The sequence below is a fragment of the Paraburkholderia sp. CI3 genome, from assembly GCF_050436505.1.
Lineage (GTDB): Bacteria > Pseudomonadota > Gammaproteobacteria > Burkholderiales > Burkholderiaceae > Paraburkholderia > Paraburkholderia tuberum.
This window is the reverse complement of record NZ_JBNDMI010000003.1, coordinates 1496813-1517031: the sequence shown is the minus strand read 5'-3', so window position 1 is coordinate 1517031 and position 20219 is coordinate 1496813. Positions and strand designations below refer to the sequence as shown.

Below are 20219 nucleotides of genomic sequence, written 5' to 3'. Positions count from 1 at the left end.
GCTCACCAAGGGCAAACCCAACAGGAGAAAACCAGATGTCACGATCCATCACGCGGCGCGCTTTCATGGTGTTCGGTGGTTTGGCCTTGGCGGGTACGCTGAGCTTGGCGCAAGCGGCGCCTGTCTCGTTTGAGGTGCCTTTGACGGGCGCCCAACAGGTTCCGCCGGTGCAGACGCCTGGCAGCGGCAGCGCAAAGCTCACGTACGACCCCAGCACGCGGGTCGTCACCTGGAACATCAGCTTCAGCGGATTGACGAGTCCGACCACGATGGCGCATTTCCACGGACCCGCCCCGGCCGGTAAAAACGCTGGCGTAAAGGTCTGGCTGTCGCAGAAGGGCACCACGGAGGTGACGAGCCCGATCACCGGTCAGGCCACGCTATCTCCGGACGAAGCCAAGATGTTCGAAGCCGGTGACATGTACATCAACGTTCACACGAAGAACAATCCGGATGGCGAGATTCGCGGCCAGGTGAAGCCGCCGAAGGGCAGCTGATGCAGGCACGGTAGCCGCGCCCGGAGAGCGGGTTTGCGGCAGGCTCACAGATAAGCCGCGAGCAGCATCACCACGGCAACGCCGACGCCGAATGGCAGCAGCGCCAGCAGCGCTGGCGCCTGCCGCGGGGCGTCCACGGACGAGGGCAGCAGTTTGTAGCCGGTCAGCATCGGGCGCAGCAGGTTGTGTCCCTTCGCTACCGCGTAGAGGGCGATCACGAGCACGTGCAGCACCACCGCGGCGAGCAGCACGTACCAGACAAGGCCGTGCAACGCCGAGATTGCGTTGGCGAGCCACGCGGGCACCAGTTCGCTAAACGGCCCTTCGTCGGCGATGTCGTTGTTGACGTAGAGCCCGCTCAGCGTCTCGGTCAGCAGCAAGACGAGCAGAAATAGAACCATCCAGCCGCCAGCCGCATTGTGACCGACCTGCACATCGGGCTCGCGATGAAACAGGCGGCGCAAATGACGAAGCGCGGCAGCGGGTGATGCCACGAAACTGCGAAAGCGGGCGGTCTCACTGCCAAAGCAGCCCCATAGCAGCCGGAAAATAACAAGGGCGAGCAGCGTCTCGCCGACGCGCACGTGCCAGTCGATCCAGTTCAGCTTCAATGTGACATACGCGGCCGTGACCAGCACGACCACCAGCCAGTGAAACAACCGCACCGGCGCGTCCCAGACAAGGACAGGGCGGGTTACGGGCTGGGTCGGCCGTGTGTCGGGTTCGTGAGCATCCATGTGTCGTACCTGCGTGCGCAATCGCGCTCGGACGAAAATCCGCGTGGCTCCTCGGCCACGCGGAAAATCGACGGAGCCGTGCTGGCAAACGAATTCAGTGTTTCGAGCGGGAACGGAAACTTCCCCACACTCTATCTGGCGGGAGCTTGAATCCGATTGCCTCGAAGATCAACTGGCGGCGGCGAGCGCGGTCGTTGGCGTCTGTTCAAGCCGATTGCCGCCCAGCGACTTGGCTCGATACAACGCCTGGTCGGCGGCTGAGAGCAGGTCGGTGAGGGAAGCCGTTTCGCGACTTGACTCGGCGAGTCCAATGCTGACGGTGGCGCGAATCCGGTCGCCGTCGGCGCCATGGGACATTGCGGCGAACCGGCTGAGAACGTTCTCGCCTAGCTTTTTTGCGCGGTCGCTGTCGTAGCCCGGCAGCAGGGCGGCAAATTCTTCGCCGCCGATGCGTGCCAGAATCGCGTCCGTACCCGTCACGGCTCGAACCGTTTCCGCGAATGACCTCAAAACCTCGTCGCCGGTCTTGTGCCCAAAGTGGTCGTTGATTCTCTTGAAGTGATCGAGGTCGAACGCAAGAAGTGTGACGGGTAGTCGATTTATGCCGCGGTCGCTGATAACCCGCTCCCCCTCTTCGAAAAACAACTTTCGATTCCCGAGGCGAGTCAGGTAATCCGTGCGGGACTCCTGCAAAAGCTCACCATGAATTTCTTCCCGGGTCAGCCGGAGCAAGGTCATCGGCAAAATGACCGAGTAGAGAACTCCTTCGTACATCGTGATTTCGCTGGAGACAGCCAGCACGCGCGGCCCGAAGATCGGCACCAGCCATGGCAGCACGAAAGCCCGGGCGACGTAAAACAGCGCGTGGATGGCCGTTACCGCCACGGCGACGCGCCGGGATTGAACCGCCGGCATGCCGTCGCCTCGCAGCAGTTCGAGCGACGTCATGGCGGAAGCCAGCGCGATCGGGATGGCGCTGACGTACATCCAGACGGCAGCCTGCCAACGCACGCCAGCCACGGCCCACGTGAGCCCCATCAGCAGAAGCAACCCGATCGAGCTCGCGAGATATCGTCGGCCGTTGAACATTGCCACACCGTCCAGGACGAGCAGATAGCTGGTCAGAATCACGAGATTACTCACTGCGGGGCCAGTTGCACCGAGCAGTTGAACCCGAAATGTAGCAGCCGCGCAACCGATTCCGAGGGTCGCATATCCGGCCGCCAGCATTCGTAATTCCTTGCCGCGCTTGGGATGGGACAGGTGTTCCCAATACATCATGGCGGAACTGGCAAACAAGGTTCCGATCACAAGAAGGTAAAGCGTGGCTAGATCGACTTTCATCGCTGACTTCAGAGCGCGTCCCCGCTGCAACGGGGAAAAGGTTAGAGACTACATACGTGATAACGGCAAACGCCGCGCATCCTTGCGAAATGATATCGGAATGGGTCGTGGGGAGACGCGAAGCCGGGCGGGTGGGCCTACGGTCGACCGAAAAACTACACAGTGAACGCGGAAATTTCGCCGGTTGGCATCTTCTGCGCAACGCGCCATGTCGGCGCAAAGCCAATACAAATCGTCGCGAAAGGTTGAGTTCATCGCGAGGCGCAGCAGCGCCAAATTGCTATTCTTCATAGACATAGACCGGCTCTTCAAGCGCACTCCCATGCGTGCCCGCGCGGAAAGGGGGATGTATGACGCGTCCCGCACTATCGTTGCTTTTCCTGTGCATTTCCGTTGCCGGTCTGTCTGCGACGCACCTTGCGTGCGCAGCAGGCGTTCTTCCGCAGGGCGGCCAATACGTTGCCGGGGCCGGCACCATCTCGAGCCATGGCAATGCGCTGCTGGTCACGCAGCCGGGTTCGACGCGCGGCGTGATCGATTGGAACAGCTTCTCTGTCGGAGCCCACAACCGCGTGACGTTCGACAACGGCTCCGGCGCGACCTTGAATAGGGTCACGGGCGGCTCGCCGTCGGCAATCCTCGGCAGGCTCAGCGCAACGGGCAGCGTGTATGTGATCAATCCGCAGGGCATAGTCGTGGGCCCCTCGGGCGTCGTGACAACGGGTGGACGTTTCGTCGCGTCTACGCTCGATGTCTGCAACTGTGCTTTCATCAAAGGCGACGCACTCACGCTGTCGGGCGAGTCAAATGCGAGCGTGATCAACCTCGGCAAAATCAGTTCGAGCGGCGCCGATGTCTTCCTGATCGCGCGAGGCGCGGTCGTCAATGCGGGCACGATCAAAGCGCCAGGCGGCACGGCCGAACTGGCCGTAGGCGAACAGGTGCTGTTACAGGACTCGGCCAGCAGCAAACAGGTTTTCGTGCAGACGGGGAGCGTTGGTACGGTCGTCAACAGTGGACGCATCGCAGCCGCGCAGATCAGCCTGCAGGCCGCCGATGGCAACGTGTTTGCGCTCGCCGGCGGTGGCACGCGCATTCGGGCGACGGGCACGGCGAACCGCGACGGACATGTGTGGCTCGTCGCCGACAGCGGCCGTGTCGAGCAGTTGGGCACGATCACCGCCAGCAACGCGGACGGCAGCGGCGGGACAGTCGATACTGGCGCGGCGCAACTGGCGTTCGGCGCAAAGACAGCCGTTCATGCGGGCGAATGGAATCTTTCGACGCCCGCATTCACGATCGATAATTCCGCTGCTCGCGCATTGCGCCGCAGCCTGAATTCGGGCACTTCTGTCGATGTCGCCACGACAGGCGCGATGGGCGCGACGGGCGATCTGGACGTCGCATCGAGCCTGCGCTGGTCTGGTCCCGCTTCGCTGACGCTCGCCGCGTACCGCGACGTGTCGGTGGCGAGCGGCGCGGCGATTGCGAACAAAGGCGCGGGCAATCTGAGCTTGCGCGCCGACGCAACCGGAAGCGACAACGGCGGCAGCGTCGTGAATCACGGCACGCTCGACTGGTCGAAAAGCACCGGCGCGCTGAGCGCTTTCTATGACATGAACGGCACATACATTGCCGGTACCCAACTGAGCAACCCGGCGTGGACGCCCCCCGCGTTCAGCGGCCTGGTGACGCAGATCACCGCGTACAAGCTGGTGAACTCGCTGACCGATCTGTCGAATGTCGCCAACGACCTCACCGGTAACTACGCGCTCGGCAAGAATATCGATGCGAGCGCGACGAGCAACACCGCCTTCGTTCCAATCGGCAGCGTCGACACACCATTCACGGGGCAGTTCGACGGACAAGGCAATACGATCAGTTCGCTAACGGTCGCGCAGTTGGCGCCTTCCCAGTTCGTACGATTGATGGGTATGTTCGGCGTGATCGGCGCCCAGGGCGTCGTGCGCAACGTCGACATTTCGGGCACGGCGAGCACGGCTCCCAACCAGATGGCCAGCGTCTACATGGGCTTGCTGGCCGGCATGAACAACGGCACGGTCCTGCGGGTGAATACGTCCGGCACGGTTCTTAGCGGTGGACCTGGCGCATTCGCTTTGCTCGACTTTTCGATAGCCGGCGGGCTCGTGGGCGCTAACGCCGGCTCGATCCAGCGTTCTTCGAGCAGCGCCGCCGTGACCGCGGGAAATGTGCTCGGTGGTCTGGTGGGCGCGACTAGCGGCCTGATCAACCAGTCGTTCGCCACGGGTCCGGTCGTTTCGCTGAGTTATATCAATGAGGGCGGCGGCGGCCTTGTCGGCGACAACAGCGGCACGATCAACCAGTCTTATGCAACCGGCTCGACAACGCTTCTGGGCTATTGCCGAGGCGCTGCCGGTACGCCATGCGGCGGCGCCGGCCTCGTCGTCATAAACTCGGGAACGATCACCCAGTCATTCGCAACTGGTCTCGTGACTCAGCCGTCCTATCAGCCGATCGGCATCGCGCGCGCCAATACCGGCACGATCGGGAACGATGTGTACTGGAACACCGACACCACGACCGCCACAGTCGGCGTCGTGTACGGCACGCCGATTCCCGCGGCGAACGGGCTGACCACCGCGCAGATGAGCACACCGGCATCATTCGTGGGTTATGACTTCAGTCCGACGGGGGTGTGGGCGATGCCTGCCGGCGCGACGCATCCGGTGCTGCGCTGGCAGCTGGCGCAATGACGCGTGACTAATCAAGCGGAAGTTGGAAAAAAATTCTAGCTTCCGCTGATTAGTTACCCCCTGACAAATGAAGCAAAAGGCGGTCAAATTATCGCGGCCAGCGCACGAGCTGGCCAGTTGGGTCAGGCCCGCCCGCTCAACCCTCGCATCCGCCGGGCGAAATGGGCGCGCTCCGCATCGTCCATCAGCATGAGGAACTGATCCGCTTCCATATGAATCAGTTCTTCGTGATCGCCCGCCTCGAAGTAGACGTCTGGCTGGCCTGCCAGGCTGGATTCCAGGTAGGTTTTCATGCCATACGCCATACAAATTGGCGGCAGCGCACCCACATCGCAGTCCTTGAATAATTCGCGCAGTTCGACTTCCGTGGCCAGGGCGAGCCGGCGCCCTGTCTTGTTCCAGAGTTCGGAGAGCTGCACGGCGTAAGTTGACGGCAGCACGGCGGCCACGTAGCCGTGTTCGTCTTCGAGGAGCACGGTCTTGGCGAGGCGGTCGCCCGGAATGTGCGCCGCAGCAGCCGTTTCGATACTCGAGTGGCTGTATGGGTGACGCACGACTTCGTAGCGGGAACCCTTGCTGCGCAGGCAGTCCTGCAAGGTTGGCGACATCGACATGGCACACCTCCTGTCGAATACCTGAAAAGGAATGAACAATTGCGATCTTTTCAGAATAGTTCACGCACCGGCAATACGCACGCCAGCTGAACGATTCCATCGAGCGATCGCATCCACCGGTTGAATCCGCCGTTCCTCAGCTGACGTTGGTCGGCCGGTCCGGCGAACGACACCTTTGGTCCGTGCGAGGCATGGCGCCGCCGCGGACCGAAAAAGTTCGCAAGCTGTTGATCGTTAAGGAACTGCGTTCTACCGTTCTCGCAGGTGCAGCCGATTTACGAGTAGCCTGCATTCGTCAACTTGACAACGCCCATCGTGAACCTCGAACGCAGCCATACCTTCTCCTTTAGCCCCGACGGCGAACATTTCCTGCTCGACGGCCTGCCGTTCCAGATTCGCAGCGGCGAGATGCATCCAGCCCGCATCCCGCGCGAGTACTGGCGACACCGGATCCGCATGGCAAGGGCGATGGGGATGAACTGCATCGCGTTGTACATCATGTGGAATTACCACGAGACGCATAGAGGCGTGTTCGACTTCCGCAGCGGGAATCGCGATATCGAGGCCTTCATCCGCCTGTGCCAAGCCGAGCAGATGTGGGTGCTGTTGCGCCCCGGGCCTTACGTGTGCGCAGAGTGGGATCTGGGCGGCCTCCCATCCTGGCTGTTGCGCGATCCGGACATCCAGTTGCGGACCGACTCGGCCACCGATCCTCGGTACATGGCGGCGGTGGCTCGCTATATCGACGAACTGGTTCCGCGTATCAAGCCATTGATGAGCGAGCACGGCGGACCGATCCTGATGATCCAGATCGAGAACGAATTCGGTTCGTATGCGAGCAATCCGGCTTACCTCGAAGAGCTCAGGCAGCTTTGGCTAGCAGGAGGCATAACCGGGCCGTTCTACACCGAAGACGGTCTCCCGCAACTCGAACGCAATCGCACCACGGTAACGGGCGGCGCGATCGCGCTGAGCAACGGCGACGCAGCGCAGATCGCAACCGTGCGCCGCGAATTCCCCTCGGTGCCCGCGATGGCTGGCGAGGTGTACCCAGGGTGGCTCACGCATTGGGGCGAAGCGGGGTTCGCGGGCGTGGACTACGACCTCTCCAGTACCTTGGCCACGTTCATGGAGGCGCGGCTGTCGTTCAACCTGTATGTCATTCACGGTGGCACGAGCTTTGGCTTTTTTGCCGGCGCGAACGTGGACGCTTCAGGCAACTATCAGCCCGACATCACGAGCTACGACTACTGCGCGCCGATCAGCGAGCAAGGCATGGCGACGCCGAAGTACATGAAGTATCGAGACCTTATCGCCAGCTATCTGCCCGAACCCTTGCCAGCCATACCCGAGGTCATCGCCACGCTTGACTGCGCAGGCGCTGAGGCCTTGATGCCAACGCTCTACGCCTCGATATGGGACAACCTGCCCGCGGCACTGCCACGCGAGCATGGCGTCGAGCCGCAGTCGTTTGAACGCTACGGTCAGGCGTTTGGCTTCGTGCTGTATCGCAAGTCTTTGCCGGAGCACGCGCGCGGTGTGCTGGATATCAGCGCCGTTCACGACTACGCAACGGTTTTCCTTGGTGAACGGTACGCGGGCGGCGTATCGAGAGCGCAACTGCCGCAGAAGTACGCGCAGTCGCTCCACATGATGCATCGCGCGCCGCTTGCCCTGCCTTCGGCGCGGCACAACCACGGGTCGAACCCGGACGGCCAGGCAGCGCTGGAGATACTCGTCGAGGCCATGGGGCGCGTCAACTTCGGACCCGCGATCGTTGACCGTAAAGGTCTGCTCGAGCCGGTCACGATGAAACACGTCGACGGCTCGCTCGCGTTGCTCGAGGAATGGGACATCTACCTGCTGCCGATGGATGAAACGTTTATCGCCAACCTCAACGAAGACTGCACGAACCCACGAAAACCCGGTCTCTTTTATAAGGCGAACGTGCTGCTGACTGAAGTCGGCGACACCTGGCTCGATATGAGCCACTGGACCAAGGGTATCGTCTGGGTCAATGGCCACAATCTCGGACGCTACTGGAACATCGGCCCGCAAAGGCGCCTGTATTGTCCCGCGCTGTGGCTCGTGCAAGGTAACAACGAGGTGCTGGTCTTCGACCTCCATCAGATCGAGGCAAAGCCGATTCAACTGGCCGACAGGTTGTACTAGGGCCTGTTCACGCTAATAACGGGCTTGCGCTGGCCGCCAGAAGGGCCGAGCGCAAGAATTGCGACGCAACGAATACTCGACGTATTCGCAGGGAGCATGACGCGGCGATCGGCCCTTCTGGCGGCCAGCCCCTGGAAGGCTTTTTTTAAACAGGGGAACGTGCCTTTCCGCCCGTATTGCGGCGTCGGTCGTCGCTTGTTTGGCTCGGCCAAACGGCGCTCCTCTCTCCTTGCACTACGCGCGCAAAGGCACGTTCGCAAGCCCGTTATTAGCGTGAACAGGCCCTAGCGCCTACGCCTCGTCCCCCCTTCACCGCTTCGCGGCGGCAACCGGCAGCAGTTCGAGCGTGAGCACTTCGAACGGCGCCAGTTGCACTGCTTGCGACAGATCAGCGTCCAGTCGAGCAGGAATACCGGAATCCCCCGCACGCCCAAGGCTGCGCGATTTGAATCGTGCCGCCGCGTTATCCGGCAGTTCCAGTTGGCGCCGCAGGTCGAGTGTGAAGCGTTGCGTGCGACTGTGAGGATTGCGCAGCGTCACGATCGCCTTGTGCGGCGCCCACGCTGCCCAACCGTAGGCCGCCTGTTCGTCCGGCGCTCCGCCGATCCAATGACTGTCGCGAAGTATGTCGCCGTTTTCGCGCGCCCATTGGGCGGCGCGCGCAAGCACATCCCAGTCGTGCTCGCCCAGCAGCGCCGGCGTAATGTAGAGCTCCTGCAATTGCGTGCCGGTCCCGAAGAACGACCACACTTCGTTGGAGAATGCGTCGCCCGCCGACGCATTGAGGCGTGGATTGCACTGCGTGTAGAGGATGCCGTGCAGCATCAGCGAATTGAGTGGAAAGAGCGGACTGCGCTCCACGACGTTGTGATACGTCTGCGTGTCGCGGTATGTGATCCAGCGCTCGCGGTTCGTGCCGCTGCCCGCCAGGCCATCGTCGCTGCCGCCGCGCCAGATGGAGTCGACGTGGCGCAGCCAGAACGGCGACGGATGCGTACCTGTGGTGAGATTAATGAAAATTTCGGGCTTGGCCGCGCGGATGTCCTCGATCAGTTGAATCGCCGCGTCCCAATCGCTGTCGAACAGGCTGCCGGGGAACACCCTGTCGGCATTGCCTGTGCCGTCGAACTTGAAATGGTTGACGCCGCCCTTGTCGAGCAAGTCCATCACGACTTCATGAAAGCGCCGGTAATACGTCGGCCCCGATAATGCGAGACCGTTGTCGATGACCTCATAACCAGCGGCACGTCCTCGCGTCACGCGTTCCTGTTTCGGCATACCGTAGCCGCCCCACGGGGAAAGCCATATGCCGGGAGCGGCGCCGAATCGCGCGGCAGCGTCGCGCAGCGGAACGAAGCCATGTGGAAATGCCTTGCTGAATTGCCAGCCGCCGCCAAGGTCGTCCCAGCCATCGTCGAACAGAAGCGAATCGATCTGCACCCCGCGCGCTGTGTGCAACTCGTGGCCGATTGTTGCGATGCGCTCGAGCGCCTGCTCCTGCGTGTACGGCGTGAGGTAGCCGATGTCGCCCCAACTGTTGTAGTGCAGAAACGGGCGATACGGGCGAGCCCGTTCCCGCTCCAGATAGATGCCGAAGTCGCGCCGAACCTGGCCGTCGCTGGCTACACCTGCCACAGCGGAGTAGACCAGCGTCCTGTTTTTCTCCAGCGGCAACGCGCGATGCAGCATGAAGCTGAGGCTGTCGCCCTTCACCTGACTTGTCGCCAGCGGGTGCTCGAAGCCCAGATAGAAGTTGCCCGCAATGACCGGCGTGCCCTTGCGCTCACTACTGGCCCTGGCGCCTGGAGCGCGCGTCTTCAGCAATGACACGGCAGCGATCGCTTCGTCCTGAAGAAGCGCCGTAATCGCCAGCTGGACGCGCAGATATCGTGACCCTTCGCGCTGCTCCACGCTCCATTGCACCTTTAGGCGTCCATGTGTATCTACCAGGGAGACGCTCGCGCGTCGCCCTACGATTCGTTCGCCCAAGCGGGACGCATGCGGGTTGGGTTCGAGCGCAGCGTCGCTCACGGGCGCAACGACCCTCAGCTCGGCCAGGCCCATGGTGGTTCCGTCAGCGAGCGTGAGCGTGAGCGGCGCGACGATGCGCAACGTGCGTTTGCGCTCGCAATCGATCAGTGAGAAACCGGCGAGACGTTCGTCCTCGTTCGTCCAGCGCAATGCAATCGCGTCGTTGCCGAACGAGGAGATATGGCCCGTCGTCTGGAGCACGGGCATGCCAGTTTGCGTAGGCGAAGCATGGTTGGCGCGCATGGAGAAACCTGTCTCGGGCCAGAGGAAGAGATTTTCGCCGCCCCCGCGAATGGCGTCAGATAACGAACTGCGCCGCGGTGGAGGGCGCGAACAGTTCGTCGATAGTCATTATCCGTTCGGAAAGCCCCTGCGTATGGTGGTAGCGCAAGAACGCGTTGAGCACCGCTTCGTTGCCGGGCACACCGTAGCGCTCGCCCGAGGCGGCTCCGGAGCGGCGACTCTCAAATCCGCCAACGCGTACTTACGACCCACTGCCGCCGTCAGGTCCGGCGTTGTGCCAGTGGCCGTTTCCACGTGGACAAGCGGCGGTCAAACACCTTGTTCGACCATCGGCGGTCGGTACGTTCTACTCCTGTAGACTGCCACAATGACCCAAGAAATCGATTACCTCAATCCCAGCCTTCCTTCTGGCCTTCGGCGCGTGTCAATGCCCGTGGTCGATGCGACCCCCACAACGCTTGATGGATTCGGCAGGCTTGTAGCAGACCCGAGCGAGTGTTCGATCGAGATTGTGCAGTGGCCGGCAGTGGGTGCAAGGCCCGTTGACCCTGGAACCGGTGATGAGGCAGGCACGACCGAAGGCACATTTGTGAGCGAATGGCGCGGGGACATTCTGTACGGTCGAAACGAGGCTGTGGACGGCAACTACATCCTTGCGTACGCAGTGGAGCCTGAAGCAGCCCGTGACGACAACACCAATGTACCGGAGCGCATGTTGCTTTGGCACGCGAACTACCACCCAGACGGTGGACAACTGTTCTTTCCTCTCGACCATCGCCCGTTCTACGTTCCCTTGGCGCTGCCCGGGGACGACATAGCGCCAGAGAAGTTCGTGTGCTTTCGCTTTGATGGACAGCAGGGCCTCTACATCCATCCAAACATCTGGCATGAAGGTGTGTTCACTGTCGAAGGAACCCAGCGGTTCTTTGACAAGCAGGGCGCCGTCCACGCGCGCGTCTCTGTCGACTTTGCCCGCGAGTTTGGTTGTCTCCTCGAGGCACCGATTGCCCGCGACGCCCAACCCCTTCGAGGCGGCGGCCTACAGCGGTAGCGCGAAGGGAACACCCGCTCCCGACCCGAAGTGGTTGGCCATCGCATAACGGGCGCCAGCGTCCCCATCTAAAGTGCAGCAGTCATTCGCCTGCATACTTTGTGGACGGGTCGGTCAGCCAGTGCGATCAGTGGGAATTACGCAAACGTCGCGCTCCTGGACAATAAATGTGTTTACTGTCTGGGCACGCAAGAATGTGGCCGGTAATCTCGTCAAGGAATCCACGATGGCCGTCATTGAAAGAGAGCGGATACTCAGGCCCGCGACACGCAATCCCAAATCGGCATACCGCGTGGAGTTGCCCAACTTGGCCCCCGACGATAGTCTTCGCCTGACTATTCGTGATCTGCATGGCAATCTCGTCCAGATCCGCGAGTTTTCAGCCCGTGAGCTTGACGGGTCCAAGTCACTCTATTTCCGGGCAAAGCAAGATGGTGGAACGTGGAAGATTAGCGGACAACTCTTTAGCGACCCAAGCTAATCCTCATTGAGTGTTACGGATTCCGTCGGTCGAGCGTCCGCATACGCACCCAAGCAGTGTCGGAACTTAGCCGACCGACATGCGCACGGCGCGTCGACTCGATGGCGATCCACGTGCGAACGGCATAAAGTGTGTGATTCGCAGACATCGTTTCAACTAAAACGAGCCGATCGACCGCGAGATTGCGACTCGATTACGTTGGGTGATGATGTATCACGAGACCGGCAACGCCGGTCTCGTATGCGCGCGCTGTGGCATCTCGAGACCGACACTTCGCAATTGGTTACGACGCTACCTTGATGCTGGAGAAGAGGGTCTTCGATCTCAAAGTCGCCGCCCTCTCAACAATCCCAACCGGAAAGTCACTAAAGCTGATCGAGCGACGATTCTCCGGCTGCGTGCCGAGCGCAAGGGAGCGCGGCGGATCCAGAATGAGTTGCGGCTCCACGAGCAAAGAGAACTGTCCCTCGCGACCATTCACAAGGTTCTGAAAGAAGCGTCCGTGCAACCGTTAGTGCGGCCCAGGCGGCCGGCACATCCCAAACGCTATAGCCGCCCGGTTCCGGGGGATCGGGTCCAGATGGACACAATGAAGATCGCGCGAGGCGTCTACCAATACACGGCCATCGACGACTGCTCGCGCTTTCGCGTACTGGCTGTCTACCCGTGCAGAAACGCCCGTCATACGCTGCTTTTTCTTGATCGTCTCATCGAGGAGATGCCATTCCCGATCCAGCGTATCCAGACTGATCGAGGCGGCGAGTTCTTCGCCGAATCGGTGCAACGGCGTCTGATGAGCGAATGCATCAAATTTCGACCGATTCCGCCACGCTCGCCACACCTCAATGGCAAGGTCGAGCGTTCACAGCTGACTGACCTGAACGAGTTCTGGTCCCACCATGTCCCGACCGAGGACGAGATTGACCAGCGACTTGAAGAGTGGCAGTTCGACTACAACTGGCGCCGTCCGCACGGCTCACTCGGTGGCAAGACGCCCGTTGACCGCATCGCAGAAGTCGGCGAAATCACGCCTCTCTCGGAGCAAGTGCAAAACGCATACGACGAGCGGAAGGAACGAATCCGGCATCGCGAATGGCGTGTGGACAAGACACTTGCAGAGCATCACCGGCGCGTGCTGGAACCCGCGTCTCCTACCGGAGCCACGGTTCCAGCACGCTAAGAAAATGGCCACCACGAAAGTGAAACGATGTCTGTGAATCGCACACATAAAGCGACCCTTCTCGGCCGCTCGCGCTTTCGCCGACCGAATGGCGGTTTGCGGAGTACCTCGGTCGTCCAATTGATCGGTGTCAGGCGGATAGTTGGCGGGATCTGCTTCGCCAACGAACGTTCGCGATTCCCAGCCATGCGTACGGGTAGCAAGACGGCTTTCGGTCGTACGCTCTGCGTGAATCGGTGCATGTCATCCGGAAGGAAGAACGACCACGGCAAGGCGAAACTCGCGAAAAACTCGTCTGCCGCGTCGCGAGACGCGTCTGACGCTCATGCAAGCGTCGGTGCGGTGGTATGGCTCACTGCCCGGTGACTTGCCAGGTCAGGACGGGGTGCGTGGCCCCGGGCGGCATCGTCCAGGCGCCACTCGGACCGAAGTCCCAGCCGACAAAACTCGCCGGGGCGCTCATCTGGGCCGTAGTGCGCCCGTTCGAGGCTGGCAGGTTGCCGCCACTCGACGACTGTCCCGTTGTCTGTACGTTCCAATACACATCGCTTCCAAGGTGACCACTGCAAAGGTCAGCCGAGCAGATGCCGCCCGCGTATGGCGACGACGAGATCACGGGGCCGGACGCAAAGGACTGGTTAATGGTTCCCACGTTGAGCAACACTAGTCCTCCTGCTCTGCCCTGCGGTCCGGAGGAAACTGAGCCGGTTGCATATGATTCGGTGATCGTCCCCTCGTTGGCAAGGACCAACCCGGCGACACCGGGGACACCCGCGATGTCACTGTCGCCCGCGACGCTCACGCTGCTACCCGAGCGCTCAATCAGCCCGCGATTGTCTGCGGCAAGCCCCGCGAACATGTAGCCGGCGCCGGGGAACGGCTGGCTGATGGACCCAGACGTGAACACATTCGCAATCGTTCCATAATTGCCGCGGGCCAATACGCCTGCTCCGAATATCGCGCCTGCAGCGGTATTCGAATTGTCGGAAGTCACGGTGACATCCCGCAAAACACCTCTGGCACCAATGTCGTTAAAGACTTCGAACTCGCTCGGCGATATGTTCGAGACTGTATGCCACATGCCATCGAACTGCCCCGTAAACTGCGTTACCGAGACGTGACCGAGCGTGGCGAACGGAAAATTGCTCGCATCGATGTCTTTGCCGAGCGCGTAGTTGCCCGCAAGGTCGTTCTCGATGTTCTGTAGGTCCGTGACCGAATTGACGAGTTGATAGCCGGTTATCTGCGTCACGAGCCCGCTATAAAGCGGCGCTCTCCAGGCCGCATTGCCGACGAGCGTGCCGGGGCTATGACTGCCGTTCATGTCGTAGAGCGCGCCGACGATGCCCGTGCTCGCCGACCAGTCGACGGTGCCGTTGTTGACGACGCTGCCGCCGTTGTCGATGCCCGATGCGTCGGCGCCCAAGGTCAGATTGCCCGCGCCGGTGTTCGCGATCGTCGTGCCCGCAGTCACGGAGACGTTGTGGTACGCGCCAAGTGTGAGCGAAGCCGGACCTTGCCAGTTCAGGTTCGAAGCAACGCCCAGGTCGCCGGTTGCGCCGTTCGCGCCGGTCGTGGTGACATCGACCGAAGTGCCCGCGTTCAGGCTCTTCTGCAACGCGAGCGCGGCTGCATCGTCGATGGTGAAAGCGGGCGTCGAGAGATTCCATCGCCCTGCATAGACGGCTGCATGTTTGCCGAACGCCAGCTGCGCCGCTTGCGTGTCGACCGTCCCGCCGCTGCTATCCGCATTGGTTGCGGAAATCTTGCCTGACTGCTCGACGCGGCCGCCGTCAGCGACGAGCCAGACGTGGCCATCGCGATTGGCCGTGCCCGTGGCGCGGATGTGCGTGCCGCCGCCCGCGAGCGCGTAGACATTCCCGTCCGCGGCTTGCAGACTGGCCTGCGCGGCCTCTATCCGGCCCTTGTTGACGACGCTGCCCGCACTGCCGGTCTGCACGAATACCTGTCTGCTCCCAGACGAGTCCTGCAACAGGACGTTTGCACCCGCGGCCAGTTCCACTGTGCCATTGGGCGCAGCCACCGTGCCCGCGTTGACGACGGCGCCGCGCGCGATCAGGAACACATCGCCGCCGCTGGAGCTGATCTTCCCGAGGTTGATCACGCTCGTGTCATGGTCGCCCCAGAGCGTGAGTGCGCCTCCGCCTTGCATGAACGCGTCGTTGCAGAGGTCGAGGGTTGACGCGACGAACCGACCGCCCGTGCTGATCACGCCCGAGCGGCCCACGACGATGCCTTGCGGATTGACCACATACAGGCTTCCCGTTGCACTGAGGCTGCCGAGAATCGCAGACGGCGAGCCGCCCGTCACGCGGTTCACCGTCGCGCCCGAGCCGTTGTCGAACGTCACGCTGTTGTTCCTGCCGATCGAGAAGCTCTTCCATTCGATCACGCCGCGTGTCGAGCCCGGTTGCGAGATCGCGAGGCCGTTCCCCTGGGTCGCTATAGCGCCCGTGCCGGCCACGTAGTGGCCGCCTTGTGGTAACAGACCCGCTCCATACGCCGCGTCCGTGTCGTCGTGTGGCAGGACTTATGCTGCGCCTACGAAATCCGACGTCAAACGGCTCAAGGACGCGACTGTGATTTTTCAGTTGGTTTGTGACACGAGCTGTGGACAGCAGATCGCGATAGACAATACCGGCGTCCGTGTCCAAAGGCCAAGAACCGGTTGCAATGCGGAGCCGACGTCTGAACGTCCGTCCAACGGGAGGGGCGAATGACGCTTGATGACCGACCGCTGCCCGACGTGGAAGGCCGTGGTCGACCCACCTCGGCTGTTCGACACTCGGGAGGCCGGACGTCTCTTGATGAAGTACAACGGCCGGTCGCTCGTGGCCCTCGCCGGCACGTGATCGAGCCGCCATAGGACATTCGAAGCGGCAGACAACCTTGAGTTCTGTATTTAATCCTAGGTCAGCGCAATCGAATTCGATATCGAGACCGCGTTCTCGCCCACCTGCACGAAATCGCGCTTCATCTCGACGTGCCATTGCAGGAAGTTGCGGCTGTTCGATTCGCCGGGAAACAACCAGTCGTGCAGCTCGATCATGATGACCGGGAACATGTTCAGCGCATCGCAATGGCGCGAAAACAGGTCCGACTCCGCGCCTTCGATATCGATCTTGAGAATGAACGGCGTCACGCCCGATGCGGGCATCACGTCTTCGAGGGTCAGCGCGTCGACGGCATAACCTTTCCCGATGGGCCGGTCAGCCGTGCGGAAGGCCCATTCGCCGCCGCCCGGATCGTTGAGATAGAGCGTGCCGCGCCTTGCCGCAATCGCGGCGTTCAGCGGCGTGATCAAGGGAAAAGTCTCCGCGTTCTTCTTGAGCACCGCGAAATTCGAAACATCCGGCTCGATTGCGACGATCTTCGCCTTCGGATACGTGAGCGCGTACCACACCGCGGCGGCGCCGATGTTGGCCCCGGCATCGACGATCAGCGGATTCTCGCAAGCCTCGTAGAACGCCGCGATCTCCTTCGCGCGGATCAGATGATCCGTGGCGTACTCACGGAGAAAAAAGATCTGTCTGCAAACCGAGCGATCCGCCGGGCAAGGCCGATATTCGAAGCGCCTGTTGCCCGGGAGCACGAGACCGTGTGTGCCGTATCGGACGGTCCCCCACGCATCGGTCGGTCCCGGGGAAGGCCGAAGCAGGCGCAGGAGCCCTGGCGGCATCATGTCTTTAACGACATACTTGATGAGATCTTGCATGCGCGTCCTCGAAAGAAGGTTGGAAGCACGTTCGCAGGCATCCGGCCTATTTTCGTCTGTTCAAAGGGAGCCCGTCTGGAATCCAGTATCCCCCTAATTTTTTTGACGTTCAACCCTTGGTCCGGTGCCGGCGGTAAAGGCTTTCATCAGGTGATATTCATCGGTGCGAGTCTCGACATCACGGCGCGCATCCAATCAATTTTTGCATTTCGCCTGAGAGCGTGGGCTAGCTAGGCCGCTCGGGACCGCGGCCGATGGCGATTGTACGAAATCAGATCGATGGCTACTCAATGTTAGCCGCGGATCGCAAACGTCCGCTGCCAGAAGAGCACACGACATTGGAATGTCCACGCGAAAGCGAAGGCGAATGACCCTTGATGGCCCAGAGCGTGTCAAAATGCGTAGACACCGGAAATTAACGAAACCTGTCTTGCCGCAGGTCGCGACTTTTCGATTGCGGCGACCGGGCGTCAAATCAAAGCCGAAAGTATCGCGACCGCGCAGCACCTTCCAACGGGCGTCACGCCCGCATCGCCGTCATCACCGCTTCTGAACCGAGTAGCTTGATCACTCGCTTCATGTTGTACGCCAGCACGTGCAAGCTCATTTCCGTGCTCACACGTTCGATGGTCCGCGTCAGGAAATGAGTGGCGCCCATCCATGCCTTGATCGTCCCGAACGGATGCTCGACAGTCTGTCGCCGGATGCGCATCATCTCAGGGGCGTGATCAAGTCGCGCCTGCATCTCGTCAAGAACAGCTTCGTGTTCCCAGCGTGCCACGCGACGTTGAGGGCCTGGCGTGCAGTCCCCTTTTAGCGAGCATTGCTGGCAATTCGAACTCCAGTACTTGCTGATCTTCAGACCGCGCTCAACAGTTGAAAATCGCCAGATGAGCCGATCGCCTGCCGGGCACCGATATTCGTTCGTTTGTGCGTCGTAAATGAAGTCATCCTTGCCGAAGCGACCATTAGCCGTTGCGCTCGATGTCACCGACTTCGGAATGAACACGCTTATTCCGGCCTCATGGCATGCAAGTATCTCCTCGCTCTTGTAGTAGCCCCGATCCGCAACTGCAGTGAGCTTGTCGACGGCCATCTCTGTGCGGGCAAGCTTCGCCATCGACGTCAACTGATCACGATCGAGGCCATCATTGGTAACGACATGCGCGACAATCAAATGGTGCTTCGTGTCAACCGCAGTCTGGACGTTGTAGCCGACGACCCCCGTTCCTCGTGTCTTCATCGAACGGGTATCTGGATCCGTGAGCGATACCTGTTTGTCGGGTGCTGCGTTGAGTTGGACCTCGATCTCCTTGAGGCCTCGCATCTGTTCCTTCAAGGCCGCAATCTTGTCTTGCAATCGCTCTGTCCTGACCTTTGCGATGGCAGGCTCCTGACGATCCGCTGTGTCCATCGCATCGAGATAGCGAGCGATACTTGACTCGATGTCGCGCATGCGTCGTTCAAGCTTCGCGCTCGTGAAGTTACGGTCACGGTGGTTCACCGCCTTGAACTTGCTGCGGTCAATCGCAACGATCGCTTCGGCGAAGAGGTCCAGACGCTGGCACAGCACCACGAACTGACGGCAGACGCTACGGATCGCTTTGCCGTTGTCCTTGCGGAACCGCGCAATGGTCTTGAAGTCCGGTGCCAGGCGGCCCGTGAGCCACATGAGTTCGACGTTGCGCTGGGCCTCGCGTTCAAGGCGACGGCTCGATTGGACCCGGTTCAGGTAACCGTAGATATAGATCTTGAGCATCACCTCGGGGTGATACGACGGCCGACCTGTCAACGCTGGTTCGACGCCTTCAAACCCAAGCTAATGAAGATCAAGCTCATCTATAAAGACATCAACTACGCGCACGGGATTTGTGTCCGTCACGTAGTCATCGAGCGCTTCAGGGAGGAGAAAGCTTTGCGTACGATTGCCGCCTTGAACGAACCGTTTCATCTTGCTCATCCCTCGCTATCGGATGGCAAATTTTAGCGCTCCAAAAAGCGTTTTGACACAATCTGGGCCGCACCCGGCCGGATGGCGACCGTCTCAGTTCGCCCCACTCCGGGCCAAACTCCAGCCGCGAAATGAAACTACCTTCCGCAGCGAGACGACGCGCACATGCTCCCAGATACGAGCGGCCGCGGCCCTGCACCTGCATCAAATGCGCTCGCCAACACGAGCAGGGCACCGCCGGGAACCCTATCCGCTTACGCGCCGGCACCCGTCTCATCGAAGAATGAGGTTTTGTCCGTCCCGTTCGCTTTGGCGCGATACATCGCGCTATCGGCCTGGCGCATCAGGGCGTGTACATCAAGACGTCCGTCCGCGCTATTGGCACCGAGCATGCGCACGCCAATGCTGGCCGATACGGCGACGGGATGACCGCCGATCTCTCGAAGCCCATGAAGGATGTCGTGAATACCGTCGGCAATCGCGCGCGCGCCGGCGTCGCCATGCACGTGGCGGGCGAGCACCGCGAACTCGTCGCCTCCCAGGCGGGCAACCGTATCGCCGCGGCGAATGCGTGTCTGCAGACCGTTGGCGAAGCACTGCAACAGTTCATCACCCACCGCATGCCCATAAGCGTCATTGACGTACTTGAAGCCGTCGAGATCGATGAACAGCAAGACAGACTGTCCTTTATCGTCGTCTCGCGCCGCAGTCGCTTTAGCGATCGCCTGCTCGAGGCGAGTGCGGTTGCTGAGTCCTGTCAGAGGGTCCGTCGCAGCCTGCCGTTCGAGCCGATGCACGAGGGCCATCAAGTACACGGAAGTCGCCGCGATGCTGAGCATGACGCCCAATCCCATCGCGAGGTTTTCTCTCCACCACGGCTCGACGTGCATCAAAATCACGACGCCTGCAAGCGCAACTGCACATGAAAATAGCAACGGCCGCTTGCCGTGGCGGCAACCGGCACCCACAAGGAACCAGAACACGACCCAGAGCAAGGGCAGCGCCACGCGCCCGCCGAGCGCCAGGGCAGTCATGACAAGCGCCTGGTCTGCAATGGTGGTGACCGTCAATCGAAGGCGCGGCCGAACTGTCGCGGCGGTCGCGGCTATGTATGTCACCACGCCGAATACAACGTATGCGAAAACCACGCCCAGAGTGTCATACGCGGCGGCCGTGCGTTGGAGCGCGGCGACGGCGATATAGCCGATCAACACGACCATGCCCAAGCATATCCGGAGGAGCGCCTGCTCCTTCTCAGGTTGTCCGCGAAAGACACCTAGAAACGTTTGCTCATGCCAACGCTGCGCGCCCGGCCGCTCCATGCCGTGTACCCCGTCAATATTGTCTTTTGCAGAGCGGGCATTCTATCGCTTTTGCCGGCGACCAATGCTTCTTGCCGCTCTCTCCGTCCGCTTCCGAGGGTTGAACGGCCATTCCTGCCGCCGCG

At 61.2% G+C, this 20219-nt stretch carries 13 protein-coding genes and 2 pseudogenes; 6 read left to right on the top strand and 9 right to left on the bottom strand.

The features are described 5' to 3' along the window. Positions 1 to 35: 35 nt before the first annotated feature. The gene (locus OKW29_RS15615) at positions 36 to 497 is read left to right on the top strand and encodes a CHRD domain-containing protein (RefSeq protein WP_429291673.1); all 462 of its coding nucleotides are present in this window, start codon (positions 36 to 38) and stop codon (positions 495 to 497) included. Between the two features lie 44 nt (positions 498 to 541). Here the strand turns inward: OKW29_RS15615 and OKW29_RS15610 are convergent, their stop codons facing one another. Both OKW29_RS15610 and OKW29_RS15605 read right to left on the bottom strand, forming a co-directional pair. Continuing rightward, positions 542 to 1234 carry a cytochrome b/b6 domain-containing protein gene (locus OKW29_RS15610; RefSeq protein WP_184073664.1) on the bottom strand — a complete coding sequence of 231 codons (693 nt, stop codon included), beginning with the start codon at positions 1232 to 1234 and terminating at the stop codon, positions 542 to 544. Between the two features lie 168 nt (positions 1235 to 1402). Further along, on the bottom strand, positions 1403 to 2578 hold the full coding sequence (locus OKW29_RS15605; RefSeq protein WP_429291672.1) for a diguanylate cyclase domain-containing protein: 1176 nt from the start codon (positions 2576 to 2578) through the stop codon (positions 1403 to 1405). Positions 2579 to 2928: 350 nt separating this feature from the next. On the opposite strand from OKW29_RS15605, the gene OKW29_RS15600 reads away from it, so the two are divergent. Continuing rightward, positions 2929 to 5313 carry a filamentous hemagglutinin N-terminal domain-containing protein gene (locus tag OKW29_RS15600; RefSeq protein WP_429291671.1) on the top strand — a complete coding sequence of 795 codons (2385 nt, stop codon included), beginning with the start codon at positions 2929 to 2931 and terminating at the stop codon, positions 5311 to 5313. A 122-nt stretch (positions 5314 to 5435) separates the two neighbouring features. On the opposite strand, the gene OKW29_RS15595 is transcribed toward OKW29_RS15600, so the two are convergent. Further along, on the bottom strand, positions 5436 to 5927 hold the full coding sequence (locus OKW29_RS15595) for an aminoacyl-tRNA deacylase (RefSeq protein ID WP_184073667.1): 492 nt from the start codon (positions 5925 to 5927) through the stop codon (positions 5436 to 5438). A 300-nt stretch (positions 5928 to 6227) separates the two neighbouring features. On the opposite strand from OKW29_RS15595, the gene OKW29_RS15590 reads away from it, so the two are divergent. Continuing rightward, positions 6228 to 8099, top strand: coding sequence for a beta-galactosidase (locus tag OKW29_RS15590; RefSeq protein ID WP_429291670.1), 1872 nt, complete (start codon positions 6228 to 6230; stop codon positions 8097 to 8099). A gap of 309 nt (positions 8100 to 8408) precedes the next feature. On the opposite strand, the gene OKW29_RS15585 is transcribed toward OKW29_RS15590, so the two are convergent. Further along, positions 8409 to 10373, bottom strand: coding sequence for an enterotoxin (locus OKW29_RS15585; RefSeq protein WP_429291669.1), 1965 nt, complete (start codon positions 10371 to 10373; stop codon positions 8409 to 8411). Between the two features lie 55 nt (positions 10374 to 10428). Beyond that, on the bottom strand, positions 10429 to 10554 hold the full coding sequence (locus tag OKW29_RS15580; RefSeq protein ID WP_429291668.1) for a hypothetical protein: 126 nt from the start codon (positions 10552 to 10554) through the stop codon (positions 10429 to 10431). A 186-nt stretch (positions 10555 to 10740) separates the two neighbouring features. Here OKW29_RS15580 and OKW29_RS15575 point away from each other — a divergent pair, with 186 nt between their 5' ends. From OKW29_RS15575 to OKW29_RS15565, 3 genes and pseudogenes are all read left to right on the top strand, one after another. Further along, positions 10741 to 11424, top strand: a complete 684-nt coding sequence (locus OKW29_RS15575) for an ureidoglycolate lyase (protein ID WP_429291667.1) — start codon at positions 10741 to 10743, stop codon at positions 11422 to 11424. A gap of 226 nt (positions 11425 to 11650) precedes the next feature. After that, a complete protein-coding gene (locus OKW29_RS15570; RefSeq protein WP_429291666.1) occupies positions 11651 to 11905 on the top strand; it encodes a hypothetical protein in 255 nt (84 codons plus the stop codon). 205 nt (positions 11906 to 12110) lie between these two features. Further along, positions 12111 to 13108 (top strand): annotated as a pseudogene (locus OKW29_RS15565) (IS481 family transposase). Between the two features lie 329 nt (positions 13109 to 13437). Here the strand turns inward: OKW29_RS15565 and OKW29_RS15560 are convergent. The 4 genes and pseudogenes from OKW29_RS15560 to OKW29_RS15545 all read right to left on the bottom strand — a co-directional run bounded on the left by OKW29_RS15560 (position 13438) and on the right by OKW29_RS15545 (position 19992). Beyond that, entirely contained in the window at positions 13438 to 15570 is a 2133-nt protein-coding gene (locus OKW29_RS15560; protein WP_429291665.1) for a filamentous hemagglutinin N-terminal domain-containing protein, read from the bottom strand. 444 nt (positions 15571 to 16014) lie between these two features. Next, the gene (locus OKW29_RS15555) at positions 16015 to 16821 is read right to left on the bottom strand and encodes an FkbM family methyltransferase (RefSeq protein ID WP_429291664.1); all 807 of its coding nucleotides are present in this window, start codon (positions 16819 to 16821) and stop codon (positions 16015 to 16017) included. 520 nt (positions 16822 to 17341) lie between these two features. Further along, positions 17342 to 18772 (bottom strand): annotated as a pseudogene (locus tag OKW29_RS15550) (IS1182 family transposase). A gap of 254 nt (positions 18773 to 19026) precedes the next feature. Further along, the gene (locus OKW29_RS15545; protein WP_429291663.1) at positions 19027 to 19992 is read right to left on the bottom strand and encodes a diguanylate cyclase domain-containing protein; all 966 of its coding nucleotides are present in this window, start codon (positions 19990 to 19992) and stop codon (positions 19027 to 19029) included. Positions 19993 to 20219: the final 227 nt, after the last annotated feature.

Excerpts from the sequence above, each read along its gene's own strand:
- OKW29_RS15615 (WP_429291673.1), top strand. The coding sequence starts at position 36 with ATGTCACGATCCATCACGCGGCGCGCTTTCATGGTGTTCGGTGGTTTG.
- OKW29_RS15610 (WP_184073664.1), bottom strand. The coding sequence starts at position 1,234 with ATGGATGCTCACGAACCCGACACACGGCCGACCCAGCCCGTAACCCGC.
- OKW29_RS15605 (WP_429291672.1), bottom strand. The coding sequence starts at position 2,578 with ATGAAAGTCGATCTAGCCACGCTTTACCTTCTTGTGATCGGAACCTTG.
- OKW29_RS15600 (WP_429291671.1), top strand. The coding sequence starts at position 2,929 with ATGACGCGTCCCGCACTATCGTTGCTTTTCCTGTGCATTTCCGTTGCC.
- OKW29_RS15595 (WP_184073667.1), bottom strand. The coding sequence starts at position 5,927 with ATGTCGATGTCGCCAACCTTGCAGGACTGCCTGCGCAGCAAGGGTTCC.
- OKW29_RS15585 (WP_429291669.1), bottom strand. The coding sequence starts at position 10,373 with ATGCGCGCCAACCATGCTTCGCCTACGCAAACTGGCATGCCCGTGCTC.
- OKW29_RS15575 (WP_429291667.1), top strand. The coding sequence starts at position 10,741 with ATGACCCAAGAAATCGATTACCTCAATCCCAGCCTTCCTTCTGGCCTT.
- OKW29_RS15570 (WP_429291666.1), top strand. The coding sequence starts at position 11,651 with ATGGCCGTCATTGAAAGAGAGCGGATACTCAGGCCCGCGACACGCAAT.
- OKW29_RS15555 (WP_429291664.1), bottom strand. The coding sequence starts at position 16,821 with ATGCAAGATCTCATCAAGTATGTCGTTAAAGACATGATGCCGCCAGGG.
- OKW29_RS15545 (WP_429291663.1), bottom strand. The coding sequence starts at position 19,992 with ATGGTCGTGTTGATCGGCTATATCGCCGTCGCCGCGCTCCAACGCACG.